The organism is Burkholderia catarinensis, assembly GCF_001883705.2.
Lineage (GTDB): Bacteria > Pseudomonadota > Gammaproteobacteria > Burkholderiales > Burkholderiaceae > Burkholderia > Burkholderia catarinensis.
This window is the reverse complement of the sequence record NZ_MDEQ02000003.1, coordinates 73,542-90,658: the sequence shown is the minus strand read 5'-3', so window position 1 is coordinate 90,658 and position 17,117 is coordinate 73,542. Positions and strand designations below refer to the sequence as shown.

Below are 17,117 nucleotides of genomic sequence, written 5' to 3'. Positions count from 1 at the left end.
AAGTGCGCTGCCGGGTCTCATCTGATTCCCGATCGTCGGCGCGCGCCCCGCATGCACACGCGACGTCTGGCACACTGACGGTTCGATTCGCGCACGCTTTGTCCGCGCGCTCGCACCCCGCTCGCACCCTATTTCAACGCTTCGATGGACGTCACAGCTACCCGCCCTGCCGCCAGTGCGCTCGACGTGTTCCACCCGGCCGTCGCCGCGTGGTTCCGCCGCACGTTCGCCGCGCCGACCGGCGCGCAGGCGCTCGCGTGGCCGCACATCAAGGCCGGCCGGTCGACGCTCGTCGCCGCGCCGACCGGCTCCGGCAAGACGCTCACCGCGTTCCTGTGCGCGCTCGACGATCTGGTGCGCGATGCGCTGTCGCACGACGGCACGCTTCCCGACGCGACGCTCGTCGTCTACGTGTCGCCGCTGAAGGCGCTGTCGAACGACATCCACGTGAACCTCGACGCGCCGCTCGCCGGCATCGCCGAATCGCTCGCCCAGCTCGGCCTGCCGGTGCCCGCGATCCGCACCGCCGTGCGCACCGGCGACACGACGCAGGCCGAGCGCACCGCGCTGCGCAAGCGCGCGCCGCACATCCTCGTCACGACGCCCGAATCGCTGTACGTGCTGCTGTCGTCGACCTCGGGGCGGCAGATGCTGTCGAACGTGCGCTCGGTCATCGTCGACGAGATCCATGCGCTCGCGTCGTCCAAGCGCGGCAGCCATCTCGCGCTGTCGCTCGAGCGTCTCGACGCGCTGGCCGGCCATGCGCTGCCGCGCATCGGGCTGTCGGCGACGCAAAAGCCGATCGACGCGGTCGCGCGCTTCCTGGTCGGCGGCCCGGCCGACGCGCCGCGCGACTGCACGATCGTCGACACCGGCCACACGCGCGAGCGCGATCTCGCGCTCGAACTGCCGAACGTGCCGCTCGGGCCCGTGATGGCGACCGACGTGTGGGAGCAGGTGTACGACCGGATCGCCGGGCTCGCGGCCGCGCATCGCACGACGCTGGTGTTCGTCAACACGCGGCGCACCGCCGAGCGCATGGCGCGCCATCTCGCGGACCGGCTCGGCAAGGAAGCGATCGCCGCGCATCACGGCAGTCTCGCGAAGGAGCACCGCTTCGATGCCGAGCAACGGCTGAAGCGCGGCGAACTGAAGCTGCTCGTCGCGACCGCATCGCTCGAACTCGGCATCGACATCGGCGACGTCGATCTCGTCTGCCAGGTCGGCTCGCCGCGCGGAATCGCGCCGTTCCTGCAGCGCGTCGGCCGCTCGGGGCACCATGTCGGCGGCGTGCCGAAGGGCCGGCTGTTCCCGCTGTCGCGCGACGAACTCGTCGAATGCGCGGCGCTGCTCGATTGCGTGCAACGCGGCGAGCTCGACGCATTGCGGATTCCCGAAGCGCCGCTCGACGTGCTCGCGCAGCAGATCGTCGCCGAAGTCGCGTGCGCGGAATGGCAGGAGGACGCGCTGTACGCGAGCTTCACGCGCGCGGCGCCGTACTCTCGGCTGTCGCGCGAGCGCTTCGACGAAGTGATGAAGATGCTCGCCGAAGGCTTCACGAGCCGCCGCGGCGTGCGCGGCGCGTACCTGCATCGCGACGTGGTCGGCGGCACGGTGCGCGGGCGCCGCAACGCGATGATGACCGCGACCACGTCGGGCGGCACGATCCCCGACATGGCCGACTATGCGGTGCTGCTCGAACCGCAGGGCATCCAGGTCGGCACCGTCAACGAGGATTTCGCGATCGAGAGCCTCGCCGGCGACGTGTTCCAGCTGGGCAACCAGTCGTACCGGATCATTCGCGTGGAAACGGGCCGCGTGCGCGTCGAGGACGCACAGGGCCAGTCTCCGAACATTCCGTTCTGGCTCGGCGAGGCGCCGGGACGCAGCGACGAGCTGTCGGCCGCGGTCGGCCGGCTGCGCGCGCGGCTCGACGGGCTGTTCGCCGACGGCGACCGGCAGGCGAACGCCGGTGGCCGCAAGCGCGCGGCCGGCGAGGCCGTGAGCAAGACGGCAGCGCGAAGCAACGCGAAAGCGAAAGCCAAAGCGGAAGGCGACACAGGCTCCACGGTCGATCCGCGAAACGACGCCGACGGCGCCGCTATTGCCCCTGCCGAAAGCCGCCTCGCGCCCGCATTGCGCTGGCTCGTCGACGATCTCCACCTGGCGCCCGACGCCGCGCGCCAGATTGCCGACTACCTCGCGCGCACACGCGCCGCGCTCGGCGCGCTGCCGACGCAGGACACGCTCGTGATGGAGCGTTTCTTCGACGAATCGGGCGGCACGCAGCTCGTGATCCATTCGCCGTTCGGCAGCCGCATCAACCGCGCATGGGGGCTCGCGCTGCGCAAGCGCTTCTGCCGCAGTTTCAACTTCGAACTGCAGGCCGCCGCGACCGACGACGCGATCATCCTGTCGCTGTCGCTCGCGCATAGTTTCGCGCTCGACGACGTGTGGCGCTACCTGCGCTCGGCCAGCGCCGAGCACGTGCTGGTCCAGGCGCTGCTCGACGCGCCGATGTTCGGCGTGCGCTGGCGCTGGAACGCGACGACCGCGCTCGCGCTGCCGCGCTTCACGGGCGGCAAGCGCACCGCGCCGCAACTGCAGCGGATGAAGAGCGATGATCTGCTCGCGACCGTGTTCCCCGATCAGGTCGCGTGCCTCGAGAACATCGTCGGCGAGCGCGAGATACCGCATCACCCGCTCGTCGACCAGACGCTCGACGACTGCCTGCACGACGCGATGGATACCGACGGCTGGCTCGCGCTGCTGCGCCGGATCGAAAGCGGCGCGATCGAGCTCGTCGCGCGCGACCTGCCCGCGCCGTCGCCGCTCGCGGCCGAGATACTGAACGCGAAACCCTACGCATTCCTCGACGATGCGCCGCTCGAGGAGCGCCGCACGCAGGCCGTGCAGTCGCGCCGCTGGAGCGATCCCGAATCGGCCGACGATCTCGGCGCGCTCGATGCCGACGCGATCGATGCGGTGCGCGACGAAGCATGGCCGCTCGTGCGCGACGCCGACGAAATGCACGACGCGCTGCTCACGCTCGCATGCGTCGCCGACAGCGAAGCACAGGCGCACGCAGGCTGGCCCGACCGGCTCGCGGAACTCGCGGAACGCCGCCGCGCGACGAAACTCGTCACGCCGGGCGGTGCCGCCCTGTGGGTGCCGGTCGAACGGCTCGTGTGCCTGCGCGCGCTGCATCCCGACGCCCGCATGGCGCCGGCGCTCAAGGTGCCGGCCGCCTGCGCGCAGCCGTGGGAAGCGGACGCCGCGCTCGTCGACATGATCCGCGCGCGGCTCACCGGCTTCGGGCCGCTCGCGCTCGACGCGATCGCGACCCCGCTCGGCCTGCCGCCTGCGTCGATCGCGACGGCACTCGCGGCGCTGGAGCGCGAAGGCTACGTGATGCGCGGCCGCTTCACGCCGGGCGCGACGACGGACGAATGGTGCGAACGCCACCTGCTCGCCCGCATTCATCGCTATACGGTGAAGCGGCTGCGCCGCGAGATCGAACCGGTCGAGCGCGCCGATTTCATGCGCTTCCTGTTCCACTGGCAGCACCTGACGCCCGACACGCGCGGCGCGGGCCGCGACGCACTCGCGGCCGTGGTCGAACAGCTCGAAGGCTACGAGGCCGCGGCGAGCGCGTGGGAAGACGCGCTGCTGCCCGCGCGGCTCACCGACTACACGGCGGGCGGTCTCGACGAGCTGTGCCGCTCGGGCAAGCTCGTGTGGACACGCATCGGCGCGCCGGCGCGCGCGGCCGGCACGCCCGTGAAGACGACGCCGATCGTGCTGTTGCCGCGCCGTCATCTCGCCGCCTGGCACGCGCTGCGCGACCCCGACGCGCAACCGGCGCTGTCCGCGCGGGCCGCGCAGGTGCACGACGCGCTCGCCGCGCACGGCGCGATGTTCTTCGATGCGCTGCTCGACGACCTGCACGTGCTGCCCGTCGAACTCGAACAGGCGCTCGGCGAACTCGTGTCGGCCGGCCTCGTGAATGCGGACAGCTACGCGGGCCTGCGCGCGCTGCTGAAGCCGGCCGTCAAGCGCAGCGCGACCTATGCGCCGCGCACGCGGCGCGGCGGTGCGCTGATCGGCGGAATGGACGACGCAGGCCGCTGGGCGCTCGTACAGCGCCAGGCGCCGCCGGACGATGCGCCGGTGCCGAAGCGCGGGCCTGCCGCGACCGATCCCGACGCGCTCGAACACATCGCGTGGACGCTGCTGCGCCGCTATGGCGTCGTGTTCTGGCGGCTGCTCGAACGCGAAGCCGACTGGCTGCCGAACTGGCGCGAACTCGTGCGCGTGCTGCAGCGCCTCGAAGCGCGCGGCGAGATTCGCGGCGGACGCTTCGTCGCCGGGCTCGCGGGCGAACAGTTCGCGCTGCCCGAGGCGATCCCGATCCTGCGCGAACTGCGGCGGCAACCGGGCGACGGACAATTCATCTGCGTGACGGGCGCCGACCCGCTGAATCTCGCCGGCACGCTGCTGCCCGGCGACAAGGTACCGGCGCTGGCCGGCAATCGCGTGCTGTTCCGCGACGGCGTGCCCGTCGCGTCGCTCGTGTCGGGTACGTTCCACTACGCGCCCGAACTGTCGCCCGCCGCGCGCGAGGATGCGCGCCTGCGGCTCGCGCGCTGCTGCTGACACCGGCTGACACGCGGCGCGGCGCAGACTACTGATCGCCGGGCCGCGTCGCCGCCATCGTTCGGGTAGCATCGAACGATTTCCCGCGCGCGCTCACGCGCCCAGACAAAACAAGACTCCCGGAGACTGCCGCCGATGTCCTCGCATGCCGACTCACCCGCCGCTCATCACGCGGGTTCGCTGACGATTTTCCAGGGTGCCGCGCTCTATATCGGCGCGGTGCTCGGCACCGGCGTGATCGCATTGCCCGCGCTGGCCGCCGAGGTCGCGGGCCCGGCCTCGCTGCTCGCATGGGCCGCGCTCGTCGTGCTGTCCGGGCCGCTCGCGGCCACCTTCGCCGCGCTCGGCGCGCGCTATCCCGACTCGGGCGGCGTATCGACCTATGCGCGACGCGCATTCGGGCCGAAAGCCGCGGCGATCGTCGGCTGGTGCTTCTACTTCGCGGTACCGGCCGGCGCGCCGGCCGCCGCGATGTTCGGCGGCGCATACGTCGCGGCCGTCACGGGCGGCGGGCACACGACGGTCATCGTCACGGCCGCCGCGCTGATCGCGACCGTGTCGGCCGCGAACGCATTCGGTGTGACCGTTTCGGGCCGCATGCAGCTCGTATTGTCGGCGCTGCTCGTCACGCTGCTGCTCGCCGCGGTGCTCACGTCCGCGCCGCATGCGCGCACCGCCAACCTGCATCCGTTCGCGCCGCACGGCTGGCTCGCGGTCGGCCAGGCCGCCGCGCTGCTGGTGTGGAGCTTCGCCGGCTGGGAAGCGATCACGCATCTCGCGGCCGAATTCCGCCGGCCCGCGCACGACATGCCGCGCTCGGCCGGCATCGCGGTCGTGGTTGTCGGGTTCCTGTATCTGTCGGTCGCCGCCGCGAGCGTGACGGTGCTCGGGCCGACCGCGGGCGCATCGGGCGCGCCGCTCGCCGAACTGATCGCGGGCGGCATCGGCGGTCATGCGCAGGTGCTGGCCGCCGCGGCCGCGCTGCTGCTCACGCTCGGCACGATGAACGCGTATTTCGCGGGCGCGGCCAAGCTCGGCGCGGCGCTCGGGCGCGACGGCGCATTGCCCGCGTGGCTCGCGCAAGGCAGCCAGGTCGGCGGCGTACCGCGCCGCAGCCTCGGCGTGATCGCCGTGCTCGCGGCCGTCGCGCTGGCCGCGACGACGATCTCGGACGTCGGACCGAAGCCGCTCGTGCTGGTCACGTCCGGGTGTTTCGTGATGGTGTACGGGCTCGGCGCGGCGGCCGCGCTGAAATTGCTGCCGCGCGGCGGCATCGCTTACCGATGCGCATGGATTTCGCTGGTCGCGGTCGCCGGGCTGTTCCTGACGACGGGATGGTATTTCCTGTGCCCGCTGCTGCTCGCGGGCGGTGCGCTGCTTTATCTGCGGGTGGCCGAGCCGCGTAAATGACCCGGTGGGCGCGCGTGGGCTGACGCCCTCCCGCTTGCGGCGACGCGCCGGCCAATCGCCGACCGGATTGCGGGCCGAATTGCCGGCCGGATCGCCGGCCAATCCGCCGCGCGCATCATGCGGACGATCGGGACGATCGCGGCAAACCGGCCGCGCGCCGTTTCTTCCCGCCGGTCAGGCCGGCACCAGCTCGAAGCTGAGCCGTTTGCCGAGCGCGGCGGCCGCGCTCGCGAGCGTCGCCAGCGTAAGGCTCGTGTCGGTTTCGTCGAGCAGACGGTTGAGCGCGGCGCGGCTGGTTTTCATCCGCGCGGCCATCGCGGTTTTAGTGATGTGCTGCGCCTTCATTTCCTGCCCGATCTGCCACGCGATCACGCGCTTGATCGCGGTGGCGGTGGCCGCTTCGAGATTGCCGTCCCCTTCGAGGAAGGTATCGAAATCGCTGCCGATATGCGGGTTGTTCGTGGTCGTCATGTCGTACTCCAGTGCATGGCGTTGCCGGCTGCCCGACCGTCGAAGACGGTGCGTTCCGGCGCAACCGGGAAATTCAGATGGCGTGCGTCAGCGCTTTCAGGCGCGCGACGGTGACGTCGAGATCGTCCGACGGCGTGGCCCGCGACTGCTTGAAGAAGCCGTGCAGCAGGACCATCGTGTCGCCGACGACCGTGAACAGCACGCGGGCGCTCCGCCCCGGCACCATCACGCGGATCTCCCACAGATCCTTCGCCATCTTCCGGACCAGCGGCATGCCGAGCGGCCAGCCGAGTTGAACGGTCTTGATCTCTTCGCCGATCGTCCTTCGCTCCGCTTGCCCGAGCGCGTTGAGCCATTCGCGCACCGGCTCGTTGCCACGGGCCGTCCGGAAGAACCGCACGCCGAGCGTGACCTGGATCTGCTGTCTCGCCATCGTCTTGTCACCAATCGTACCAAAAACGGTACGATATGCCAAGCACCACGAGATCGGCTACTGTCCGGATGGCCAATCCGGCAGCCGGGAAAGAATTGAGCCGCGCTTGCCGCCCGGCCCGAGGGATCAACGGTCGCGGCGAGCCGGCTTGCGCGCCGCGCGTGGCGTCCGGTGTGCCCGCGTATCGCCGAACCGCGACCGCGCGATGTCGCGCACGGCATCGATCAGCGTCCGCGCGACCGGCGACGGCTGCGCGTCGGTGCGCAGGACGAGCCCGACCGGCTCGTCGGTGCCAGCGGACGGCAACGGCAGGCGCGCCAGCGCACCGGCCGACAGGTCGTATTCGGCCGCATAGAGCGGCACGAACCAGACCGCGTCGTTCTCGAGCGCCAGCGCGCGCGCGACCGATACCGACAGCACCTCGATGAACGAATCCAGCGGCGGCGCTCCGCATGCGCCGAGCAGTTGCTCGGCCGACTGGCGGATCAGCGTGCCGAAGGGCGGCAGCACGACCGGATAGCGCGCAAGCTCGGCGGCCGGCGCCGTGCTGGAAAGCAGTGGATGCCCGGCGCGCACGACCGCGACGAGCGGCTCGTTGTACAACTGCTCGAACGCGAGCCCGATCATCCGCTCCGGCTCCGACAGCCGCCCGATCGCGCATTCGATCGCACCGGACTTCAGCCGCTCGAGCAGATCGGCATTCGCGGCCGTCGTGATTCGCACGACGACGCGCGGCCAGCGTGCGGCGAGCGCCTTCATCAACGCGGGCGCGAGCGATGCCGCGACGGTCGGCAGCATGCCGATTTCCAGCGTCGCGGCGGCGGCCCCGCCCTCGCGCGCGAGCAGCCCGACGCCCTGTCGCAGCGCCAGCACGCACGCGTTCGCGTGCGGCATGAACAACTGCGCTTCGCGGGTCGGCTGCGCGCCCTGCCGGCCGCGCTCGAACAGCTTCACGCCGAGGATCGCCTCCAGTTCGGCGATCGTCTTCGAGACGGCCGGCTGCGTGATCGACAGGCTTGCGGCCGCCTTCTGCACGCCGCCCAACTGCGCGACCGCGAGAAAGCACTGCAGGTGGCGGAACTTGACGCGGCCGTCGGCGATGCGGTTATTCATAACGGATGGTTATGCGGTTGACGATGAAATGCCATTTTGCATAACTTTCCGGATAGTCCCAAGCACTCGATGACGCGTCACGCATCACGCCGCAGCGCGTGGAAACCGGTCGGCTCCCAGATCCGCTTCGCGATCAGCAAGCCCGTCCCGTGCTTCTGCCCGAGCGGCGCGGATGACGATTCCGCATGCAGCGCGGCCGCCTTGCTGCGCAGCCGGCGCAACTCGAGTTCGAGCTCCGCGGCGGCGGCCTCCGTCAGCATCCCCTGCGAGAACGTCATCGTCTCGCCCGCCCCGTCGAAGCGGCTGTCGAGGAAATCGCCGAGCGCGTGCGCATGGAAATAGCGACGGATCGGCCCGCCCGGCAGCCAGTCGAAATCGCGCGCGACCCGCACGCGAATCCGGTCGCCCGGCAGCAGCGCGACGACGTTCATCCGGTCGAGCATCAGCAGGTATTTCACGCACTCGGCCTTCGTCACGCGGTAAGCCGACACGATGTCCTGCACGGTCCAGTAGTTGATCGCGCAGACGGCCACGAGCAGCAGCTTCTCGTCCGACACGAGCAGCGCCTCCTGCTGCTCGGTCAGCACGTGCAGCCTCGGCGCCGACGCCGATGCCTCCTGCGTCAGCTCGGCCAGCGTATAGCCGAGCAGTTGCGCGATCTCCGCGACACGCTCCAGCGTAAAGCGGCCGCTGGCGAACAGCCGCTTCACGCTCGTCTCGGAGACGTCGAGCGCACGCGCGACGTCGCGGTAGGTCATTCCCTGCGCCTTCAACTGGCGCTTCAGCGTTTCGATGAGTTGGGCGGTTTCGGTCATGTTGGTATCGAAAAATGATGCTCCAGGTCGGATACTAGGCTACCTGCGTATGCAGATGAACATTTTCGGATACTTGTCTGCATAATCCGCTCCGTCCTGTCACGCAACGACGGAGCCGAAATGACCGCCCGAACCGAAACCGCTGCCTACGAACCGCCCCACACCGCACCGCGCGATGCACGCGACACGGATCGCACGATGCCGCTCGCCACCGTCCGCACGCTGGCCGCCAGCGCGCATGTCGGGGATCTCGTATTCATCCGCATTCCGGCGAGCACGCCGCGCGACGCGGCAGGCAAGACGGGCCCGGAGGGCGCGTGGGCCAATCGCTTCGGCATCGTCGTCGATACGTCGGGCGACGAACCCGTGATCGCCGAGCCAGCGCTTGCGTGGACGAAGCTCACGCCGCTGTCGCGCTTCGTCGCCCGTACCGACGGCGGACGGATCGCACTGGCGCGCCGAGTCGCGGCACCGACCGCCGACGCGCAACGCCGGGTGCACGCGACGGCCGAACAGCGGATCGACACGCTGCTCGGCAACCGCTTCAACCTGCGGGCGCGGCGCGGGTTCTGCGCGCAGTACGCGAGCGACGTACTCGGTGCCGACCGGGCCGCAACGCCGGCCGCACTGCTGCGCAGCGGCACGCTGTCGCTCGAATTCGACGGGATCGTGTTCGATCCTGGTCGTCGGTCATGACGGGCACGCTCGGGGAGACCGGATAACAACAAGAAGAAAGACAAAAAAAGCAGCGACGGGCTGGCTGGAGGGCCGTGCACGGGGTCGTCACCGACGACGCAAAGCCCGATCGCTTTTTCCGCCGGACAGGGCATCCTGTCCGGCGGAATTTTCATTGGCTCGGCAAATATAACAAACGGTTATGCGATTCGCGAAAAAAGGTCATTTTGCATAACTTTCCGGATTGGCTAAAGTCGTGCCATCGCACTTCGCGAAATACCTATCAGGAGACGCCCGATGGATTCCCCCACGATCCTCACGCCGCGCGACTGGCCGTCGCATCCGGCCTATGTCCACCCCGAGTACCGTTCGTCGGTTAAGCGCGGCCCGACCCGCCCGCTGATCCCGCTGAAGGACAAGCTGCGCGACCAGTACGCACCCGTCTACGGCGCCGAGGATCTCGGCGCGCTCGACCACGACCTGACGAAGAACGCCGTGAAGAACGGCGAGCCGCTCGGCGAGCGCATGATCGTCACGGGCCGCGTGCTCGACGAAGGCGGCAAGCCCGTGCGCAACACGCTCGTCGAGGTGTGGCAGGCGAACGCGGCCGGCCGCTACGTGCACAAGGTCGACCAGCACGACGCGCCGCTCGACCCGAACTTCCTCGGCGCAGGCCGCTGCCTGACCGACGACGAAGGCCGCTACCGCTTCCTGACGATCAAGCCCGGCGCGTATCCGTGGGGCAACCATCCGAACGCGTGGCGCCCGAATCACATCCACTTCTCGCTGTTCGGCGATTACTTCAGCTCGCGTCTCGTCACGCAGATGTACTTCCCCGGCGACCCGCTGCTCGCGTACGACCCGATCTTCCAGGGCACGCCCGAGGCCGCGCGCGATCGCCTGATCTCGCGCTTCTCGATGGACATCACCGAAGAAGGCTATGCGCTCGGCTACGAATTCGACATCGTGCTGCGCGGCCGCGACGCTACCCCGATGGAGCGCTGAACCATGACGACGCTGAAGCAAACCCCTTCGCAGACGGTCGGCCCGTACTTCGCATACGGCCTGTGCCCGCAGCAATACGACTACGACCTGAAAAGCCTGTTCACGCCGACGATCGCCGCGGCGCACGCCGAAGGCGAGCACGTGCTGCTGGTCGGGCAGGTGTTCGACGGCGACGGCAACGTCGTCGGCGACGCGGTGCTCGAATTCACGCAGGTGGACGGCGCGGGCCGCTACCCCGCCTCGCGCGGCGACATCGCGAAATCCGGCTTCACGGGCTTCGCGCGGGTCGGCACGGGCACCGATGCGCAACAACGCTTCGTCGTCGAGACGGTGAAGCCGGGCCGCATCACCGCCGACGAAGCGCCGCACATCAACGTGACCGTGATGATGCGCGGGATCCTCACCCATGCGTTCACGCGCGTGTACTTCGACGACGAAGCCGCCGCAAACGCGGCCGACCCCGTGCTGAACGCCGTGCCGGCCGAGCGCCGCGCGACGCTCGTCGCGAAGCGCGACGCGCAGCCGGGACGCCCGGTCGTCTACCGCTTCGACATCCGCATGCAGGGGCCGGACGAAACGGTGTTCTTCGACGTTTGACGCATGCGCCGGTGCACGCCGGCTTCGCATGCAACCGCACCGCCGCGTGGCGCGATACCGACCGGCATCGCGCCACGCGGCGTTTTCCGTGTTCCGTCGCAATCATTCGATGCTGCGCCGCATCGCACCCCGTCGCGGTTGCCGATGCCTGTTACCCGGGCGTCCGGCACGAACATCGAACGCGCGATTGAAACGCATGCTGCGGAAGCACATGAATCGTCGGGCCAGCGGGATATCGTTTGCGCGTTATGCGGCGTATCCTTCGGTATCCACAACGAGCCGACAGGATTAAATCGGATCGAGCAACAATCAAGCAAACCATGCGCGACCCTGCCCGGCAGGCTGTTCGCGCATTTTTTCTGACCGAGTGCCTTGAAACGCGTCTGGCCGAAGTGGGCAGGCGCGTATTTTTTTACGGCTGCAACAGGCGAACCGGCGCGGCACGCGCCGCCTGCCGATTCCTTCCGGCTAGCGCCGGATCTCCAGATACCGGCTCGGCGTGTCGCCCAGAATGCGGCGAAACGCCGACGTGAACGCGCTTGCGCTCGCGTACCCGAGATCGAGCGCGACGCGCGTCACCGGCTGCCCGTCGCTCAGGCGGGCGATCGCCGCGAGCATGCACACCTGCTGGCGCCATGCGGCAAAACTCACGCCCGTTTGCGCGCGAAACTGCCGCGTGAACGTGCGCCGGCTCACGCCCGCATCGGCGGCCACGCGGTCGAGATCGGCCTCGATCGACGGCGACGCGAGCAGGTGCCGGCACACCTTCGCGAGCCGTGCGTCAGCCGGCAGCGGCGCATGCAGCGACAGGCGCGGCATCGTCGCGATTTCCGCGACCAGCAGCGCCATCAGCTTGCCCGCACGCCCGTCGACGTCGTACATGGCCGGCAGGTCGACCGCATCGTCGATCAGTTGCCGCAGCAGCGCCGATACGCCATAGACGCCGCACTGCCCGGGCAGGCCCGCCGCCTGCGCGGCGTCGCCGGACACGAACGTGTTGAGCATCGTGACCGGCCCGGTCATCGTCATTTCGTGCCGCACGCCGGCCGGCACCCAGCATGCGCGCTGCGGCGGCACCAGCCAGCGCCCGTGCGGCGTCGACACGCTGATCGTGCCGCGCGACGCGAACGCGAATTGCCCGCGCCCGTGCGCGTGCTCCGGAAACGTCGTGCCCGCCGCATAGTCGTTGGCGGTCACGACCACGCTCCGGGGAATGTGTTCGTAGGGATCTAGAAGCGTATTTCTCACGGCCCGAATTCCATCATCAATGACCCGATATCGAAGGCGGGTCGCCTTCGATCGATCTACGATCCGCTCCACCGTTGCGCGACCTCACGGCCGCGGGACCCGTCGGCCTGATCGGCCGGATTGCACTTCATTGGAGCGGACATGCCGAATACGTTTCATCGCGTGGGGGACGGCCCCCACCCTGTTCTCGTGCTGCACGGCTGGTTCGGCGACGCCCGCGCGTTCGAACCCGTCGAAGCGTGGCTGTCGCGCGAGCACTTCAGCTATGTGTTCATGGACTACCGCGGTTACGGCCGCATGCGCGACACACGCGGCGACTACACGATCGACGAGATCGCCGCCGACGCGCTCGCGCTTGCCGACGCACTCGATTTCCCGACCTTCAGCCTCGTCGGCCATTCGATGGGCGGCATGGCGATCGAGAAGATCGCCGCCGTCGCACCCGACCGCGTGCGCGCGCTGGTGCCGATCGCGCCCGTGCCTTGCGGCGGCCTGCCGTTCGACGCGGAACGGCGCGCGCTATTCGAGCGCGCCGCCGGCCACGTTGCCGATCGCAGGACCATCATCGATCGCAGCACGGGCGGCCGGCTGCCCGCCGCCTGGATCGAGTGGAAAGCCGCGTATTCGGCAGCCCGTTCGTCGGCGCAAGCATTCGGCGCGTACTTCCGCGCGTGGGCCGATACGGATTTCAGCGACGAGATCGCGGGCGTCCATCCGGTGAAAGTGCTGATCGGCGAGCACGATCCGGCGTTCGACGCGGCGCTGATGGCCCGCACCTACCTGCGGCGCTATCCGCTCGCCACCGTCGACGTGCTGCGCAATGCGGGCCACTATCCGATGAACGAGACGCCGCTCGCGCTGGTCGCGGCGATGGAAGCGTTCCTGCTCGCCGCGACAGGCAGCCCCGGCGGCAGCGACTGACCCGCCGCGCGCCAGCGGCATCGTTGCGGCGCGCCTCACCGCAGCATGAACGACATCGCCGACAGGCTGTTCAGCGTGCGCACCACGTGCTCGACCGAAGGCCCGTCGAAGCGCAGCGTCACCGCATCGACGCGCTCGAGCGACGGCAGCACGCAGAACAGGTCGGCAAGCGCGGCTGTCTGCACGCGCAGCGTGCAAGCAGCCGGCGCAGGCCGATGGGCGCCCGCGCGCAAGCCAGCCGACAGCGCCTGCGCGACCGCTTCGCGCGCGGCGGTCGCGATCCGGGCACACGACGCGGCGGGCGTGAGCGTGTCGCCGCTCGATGCGCCGCCGGCCGTCTTGACCGTCTCGAAACGCGCATCCGGAAACAGCAGCCGCGTTTCCTCGGCGAACACGTCGTCGCCCGTCGCCAGCGCGACGTGCGCGCCATATTCACGCGCCAGCGCGCCGTACAGCCCGGCTTCGCCGAGTTCGACGCCGTTCAGCCACACCTGGGTGAACGCGAAGCTGTTGATCGTGTGCGCGAGCACGCCGCGCGTCTGCGATTTCGCGTGATAGCCGATCATGAACACGAGATCGGGCTGCTGTTCGAGGCCCGTCATCATCCCGAGCGTGCGCGGCTTGCCGAGCACGACGCGGGTGCGCGCATCGAGCCCGTCGGGCAGCAGGTTGCGAAAGCTGCCATGCGAATCGTTGATCCAGACGGCCTGCGCGCCGCCCGCGAACGCGCCTTCGATCGCCGCGTTGGCCTCGGCGGTCATCCAGCGGCGCGCGCGCTCGTATTCCGGATTGCCGGCGCGCGTCTGCTCGGTGGCGAACACGCCGGCGACGCCTTCGATGTCGATCGAAATCAGGATCTTCATGACTGGGCAAAACATCCTTCGTTGAACAGGCGCTCGAGATCGGGCAGCGCATCGTGCAGCGATTGCCGCACGTGGCCGTCGCGCCCGGCGACCGTCACGGCCTGCAGCAGCGCGTCGGCGATCGCGTGCTCGACGCTCTCGGCCGCGGCCATGAACAGCGGATCGAGCGCCGCATCGGCCACGAGGGCCGGCAGCGCGATCGTCGCCGCGTCGTGCGCGATCGTGTATGCGGTCGAGAATGCGAGCGCGATGTCGCCGCTGCCATGCCCGTAGACGGAACCCGTGCGGGCCAGCCCCGCGCCCGCGCGGCGCGCGAGCCGCGACAGTTGCCGCGCGTCGAGCGGCGCGTCGGTGGCAAGCAACAGGATGATCGAGCCCTGCTCGGGCGGCGCCGCATGCGCGGCCCCGGCCGCACGCCGTTGCGCGACGATGCGCCCGAGCGGCACGCCGCCGAGCGCCAGCATCGGCAGCCGGCCGAAATTCGCGAGCACGAGCGCGCCGACCGTATAGGGCCTGCCGGCCGCGACGGCGACACGCGACGCCGAGCCGATCCCGCCCTTCAGGTCGAAGCACGACATCCCGCGCCCGGCGCCCACCGCGCCGCGTGCGACATCGCGCGACGCCGCGCGGCACGCGTCGTCGTAATGCGCGGCCGTGACCGCGAATGCCTGGATATCGTTCAGATAGCCGTCGTTGCACTCGAACACGAGCGGGTTGACGGTCGACCAGTCGCGGCCGACCTGCGGGTTCGCCGCGATCGCCGCGCGGATCTGCGCCTGCGCGACCGCGCCGACGCCGAACGTGTTGGTCAGCGCGATCGGCGTATCGAGCGTGCCGAGTTCGTCGACCTGCACGAGCCCCACGCTCTTGCCGAAGCCGTTGATCACGGCCGCACCGGCCGGCACCTTGCTGCGGTATACATCGCCCGGATGCGGTTTCACGACGGTCACGCCCGTCTGCACGTCGCCGGCATCGAGCGTGCAATGGCCGACGGTCACGCCCGGCACGTCGGCGATCGTGCCGCGCGGCCCGGCCGGCAGCGTCGCCGCCCACATCGGTGCTGCACGCATCAGCGGCGCTCCAGCTTCGGATCGAGCGCGTCGCGCAGCCCGTCGCCGAGCAGGTTGAACGCGAGCACGGTCAGGAAGATCGCGAGGCTCGGGAACACCGCGATGTGCGGCGCCGTCACCATGTCCGCGCGCGCCTCGTTGAGCATCGCGCCCCACTCCGGCGTCGGCGGCTGCGCGCCGAGCCCGAGGAACGACAGGCTCGCGGCCGTGATGATCGACGTGCCGATCCGCATCGTGAAGTAGACGACGACCGACGACACGGTGCCCGGCAGGATGTGCCGCATGATGATCGTCCAGTCCGACGCGCCGATGCTGCGCGCGGCCTCGACGTAGGTCATGTGCTTGAGCATCAGCGTGTTGCCGCGCACGAGCCGCGCGAACGCCGGGATGCTGAAGATCGCGACCGCGCAGATCACGTTGATCATCCCGTTGCCGAGGATCGCGACCACGCCGATCGCCAGCAGGATGCCGGGGAACGCGAACAGCACGTCGGCCACGCGCATCGTGATGCGGTCCCACCAGCCTTCGTAGTAGCCGGCGAGCAGCCCGAAGATCGTGCCGATCAACGCGCCGAGCGCGACCGAGAAGAAGCCGGCCGCGAGCGAGATGCGCGTGCCCGCGATGATCCGGCTGAAGATGTCGCGGCCGAGCGAATCGACGCCGAACCAGTGCACGGCTGACGGCCCCGCATTCAGCGCGTCGTAGTCGAAATAGTTCTCCGGATCGAACGGCACGATGTGCGGGCCGACGAATGCCAGCACGACGAGCACCAGCACGAAGCCGCCCGCGGCGAGCGCGACGGTCTGCTTGCGGAACTTGCGCCAGAATTCGCGCCACGGCGTGCGGATCGCGCTCGATGCGGCCGGCGCCGCGGTCTGGACAGTCGCGTTCATGCTGCGCCTCACTTGAACCGGATGGTCGGGTTGATGACCGCGTACAGCACGTCGACGGTCAGGTTGATCAGGATGAATTCGAGCGAGAACAGCAGCACGATCGCCTGGATCACCGGGTAATCGCGCATCGTCACCGCGTCGACGAGCAGTCGCCCGAGCCCCGGCCAGTTGAACACGGCCTCGACGACGATCGAGCCGCCGAGCAGGAAGCCGAACTGCAGCCCCATCATCGTGACGACGGGGATCATCGCGTTGCGCAGGCAGTGCTTGAGCACGACCATCGGCTCGTGCACGCCTTTCGCGCGCGCGGTGCGCACGAAATCCTCGTTCAGCACCTCGACGAACGACGCGCGCGTGAAGCGCGCCATCACGGCCGCGACCGCGGCGCCGAGCGTGAGCGACGGCAACACATAGCTCTTCCACGTGCCGTCCGGCACGACCGGCAGCCAGCCGAGCTTCACCGAGAAGATTTCCATCAGCAGCATGCCGAGCGCGAACGCGGGAAACGAGATGCCCGACACCGCGATCGTCATCCCGATGCGGTCGGGCCAGCGATTGCGCCACACCGCCGACGCGATCCCGATCGCCATCCCGAACAGCGTCGCCCACACCATGCTGACGAGCGTCAGCAGCAGCGTCGGCATGAAGCGCTCGCCGATCTCGGTCGACACCGGCCGCTTGCTGCGCGTCGACATGCCGAAATCGCCGTGCGCGATCTTCACGAAGAAGTTCGCGAACTGGGTCGGCATCGGCTTGTCGAGGCCGAGGTCGGCGCGTACGAGCGCGACCGTCGCGTCGTCGGCTTCCGGCCCGGCCGCGAGCCGCGCCGGATCGCCCGGCAGCAGGTGCACGAACAGGAACACGAGCACGGCGACGATCGCGAGCGTGGGCAGCAGGCCGAACAGGCGTTTGACGAGAAAATTCAGCATGGGGCACCGATCGGGTCA

Annotated in this window: 15 protein-coding genes; 6 read left to right on the top strand and 9 right to left on the bottom strand. The window is 69.5% G+C overall.

Going from position 1 to position 17,117, the window contains the following annotated elements; genetic code table 11:
* Window positions 1-144 precede the first annotated feature (144 nt).
* Window positions 145-4,656: a DEAD/DEAH box helicase gene (locus BFF94_RS05705; RefSeq protein WP_219139077.1), complete on the top strand. Its 4,512-nt coding sequence runs from the start codon at window positions 145-147 to the stop codon at window positions 4,654-4,656.
* A 135-nt stretch (window positions 4,657-4,791) separates the two neighbouring features.
* Window positions 4,792-6,066 (top strand): APC family permease, encoded by a 1,275-nt coding sequence (locus tag BFF94_RS05700; RefSeq protein ID WP_219139076.1) that lies wholly within the window; start codon window positions 4,792-4,794, stop codon window positions 6,064-6,066.
* A gap of 174 nt (window positions 6,067-6,240) precedes the next feature.
* On the opposite strand, the gene BFF94_RS05695 is transcribed toward BFF94_RS05700, so the two are convergent.
* The 4 genes from BFF94_RS05695 to BFF94_RS05680 form a co-directional block, all read right to left on the bottom strand.
* Window positions 6,241-6,537 carry an XRE family transcriptional regulator gene (locus tag BFF94_RS05695; protein WP_128849769.1) on the bottom strand — a complete coding sequence of 99 codons (297 nt, stop codon included), beginning with the start codon at window positions 6,535-6,537 and terminating at the stop codon, window positions 6,241-6,243.
* Window positions 6,538-6,610: 73 nt separating this feature from the next.
* Window positions 6,611-6,970 carry a type II toxin-antitoxin system RelE/ParE family toxin gene (locus BFF94_RS05690; protein ID WP_128849771.1) on the bottom strand — a complete coding sequence of 120 codons (360 nt, stop codon included), beginning with the start codon at window positions 6,968-6,970 and terminating at the stop codon, window positions 6,611-6,613.
* Between the two features lie 126 nt (window positions 6,971-7,096).
* Entirely contained in the window at window positions 7,097-8,083 is a 987-nt protein-coding gene (pcaQ, locus tag BFF94_RS05685) for a pca operon transcription factor PcaQ (protein ID WP_128849773.1), read from the bottom strand.
* A gap of 77 nt (window positions 8,084-8,160) precedes the next feature.
* On the bottom strand, window positions 8,161-8,898 hold the full coding sequence (locus BFF94_RS05680) for a helix-turn-helix domain-containing protein (protein WP_128849776.1): 738 nt from the start codon (window positions 8,896-8,898) through the stop codon (window positions 8,161-8,163).
* A 120-nt stretch (window positions 8,899-9,018) separates the two neighbouring features.
* Here BFF94_RS05680 and BFF94_RS05675 point away from each other — a divergent pair, with 120 nt between their 5' ends.
* From BFF94_RS05675 to pcaG, 3 genes are all read left to right on the top strand, one after another.
* On the top strand, window positions 9,019-9,594 hold the full coding sequence (locus tag BFF94_RS05675; RefSeq protein WP_128849778.1) for a YiiX/YebB-like N1pC/P60 family cysteine hydrolase: 576 nt from the start codon (window positions 9,019-9,021) through the stop codon (window positions 9,592-9,594).
* A 276-nt stretch (window positions 9,595-9,870) separates the two neighbouring features.
* Window positions 9,871-10,578 carry a protocatechuate 3,4-dioxygenase subunit beta gene (gene pcaH / locus BFF94_RS05670; RefSeq protein ID WP_128849780.1) on the top strand — a complete coding sequence of 236 codons (708 nt, stop codon included), beginning with the start codon at window positions 9,871-9,873 and terminating at the stop codon, window positions 10,576-10,578.
* Between the two features lie 3 nt (window positions 10,579-10,581).
* A complete protein-coding gene (gene pcaG, locus BFF94_RS05665) occupies window positions 10,582-11,175 on the top strand; it encodes a protocatechuate 3,4-dioxygenase subunit alpha (RefSeq protein ID WP_128849782.1) in 594 nt (197 codons plus the stop codon).
* Window positions 11,176-11,643: 468 nt separating this feature from the next.
* Here the strand turns inward: pcaG and BFF94_RS05660 are convergent, their stop codons facing one another.
* Window positions 11,644-12,423, bottom strand: coding sequence for an AraC family transcriptional regulator (locus BFF94_RS05660; protein WP_219139075.1), 780 nt, complete (start codon window positions 12,421-12,423; stop codon window positions 11,644-11,646).
* Between the two features lie 141 nt (window positions 12,424-12,564).
* Here BFF94_RS05660 and BFF94_RS05655 point away from each other — a divergent pair, with 141 nt between their 5' ends.
* On the top strand, window positions 12,565-13,344 hold the full coding sequence (locus BFF94_RS05655; RefSeq protein ID WP_128849786.1) for an alpha/beta fold hydrolase: 780 nt from the start codon (window positions 12,565-12,567) through the stop codon (window positions 13,342-13,344).
* 35 nt (window positions 13,345-13,379) lie between these two features.
* On the opposite strand, the gene BFF94_RS05650 is transcribed toward BFF94_RS05655, so the two are convergent.
* The 4 genes from BFF94_RS05650 to gsiC are packed head-to-tail and all read right to left on the bottom strand — an operon-like array spanning window position 13,380 to window position 17,099.
* Complete coding sequence (locus BFF94_RS05650; protein ID WP_219139074.1) at window positions 13,380-14,207, bottom strand: M55 family metallopeptidase; 828 nt, start codon at window positions 14,205-14,207, stop codon at window positions 13,380-13,382.
* On the bottom strand, window positions 14,204-15,277 hold the full coding sequence (locus tag BFF94_RS05645) for a DmpA family aminopeptidase (RefSeq protein ID WP_219139073.1): 1,074 nt from the start codon (window positions 15,275-15,277) through the stop codon (window positions 14,204-14,206). The genes BFF94_RS05650 and BFF94_RS05645 overlap by 4 nt, the downstream gene beginning before the upstream one ends.
* On the bottom strand, window positions 15,277-16,170 hold the full coding sequence (gsiD, locus tag BFF94_RS05640) for a glutathione ABC transporter permease GsiD (protein ID WP_128849788.1): 894 nt from the start codon (window positions 16,168-16,170) through the stop codon (window positions 15,277-15,279). The genes BFF94_RS05645 and gsiD overlap by 1 nt, the downstream gene beginning before the upstream one ends.
* A gap of 8 nt (window positions 16,171-16,178) precedes the next feature.
* The gene (gsiC, locus tag BFF94_RS05635; protein WP_128849790.1) at window positions 16,179-17,099 is read right to left on the bottom strand and encodes a glutathione ABC transporter permease GsiC; all 921 of its coding nucleotides are present in this window, start codon (window positions 17,097-17,099) and stop codon (window positions 16,179-16,181) included.
* Window positions 17,100-17,117 lie beyond the last annotated feature (18 nt).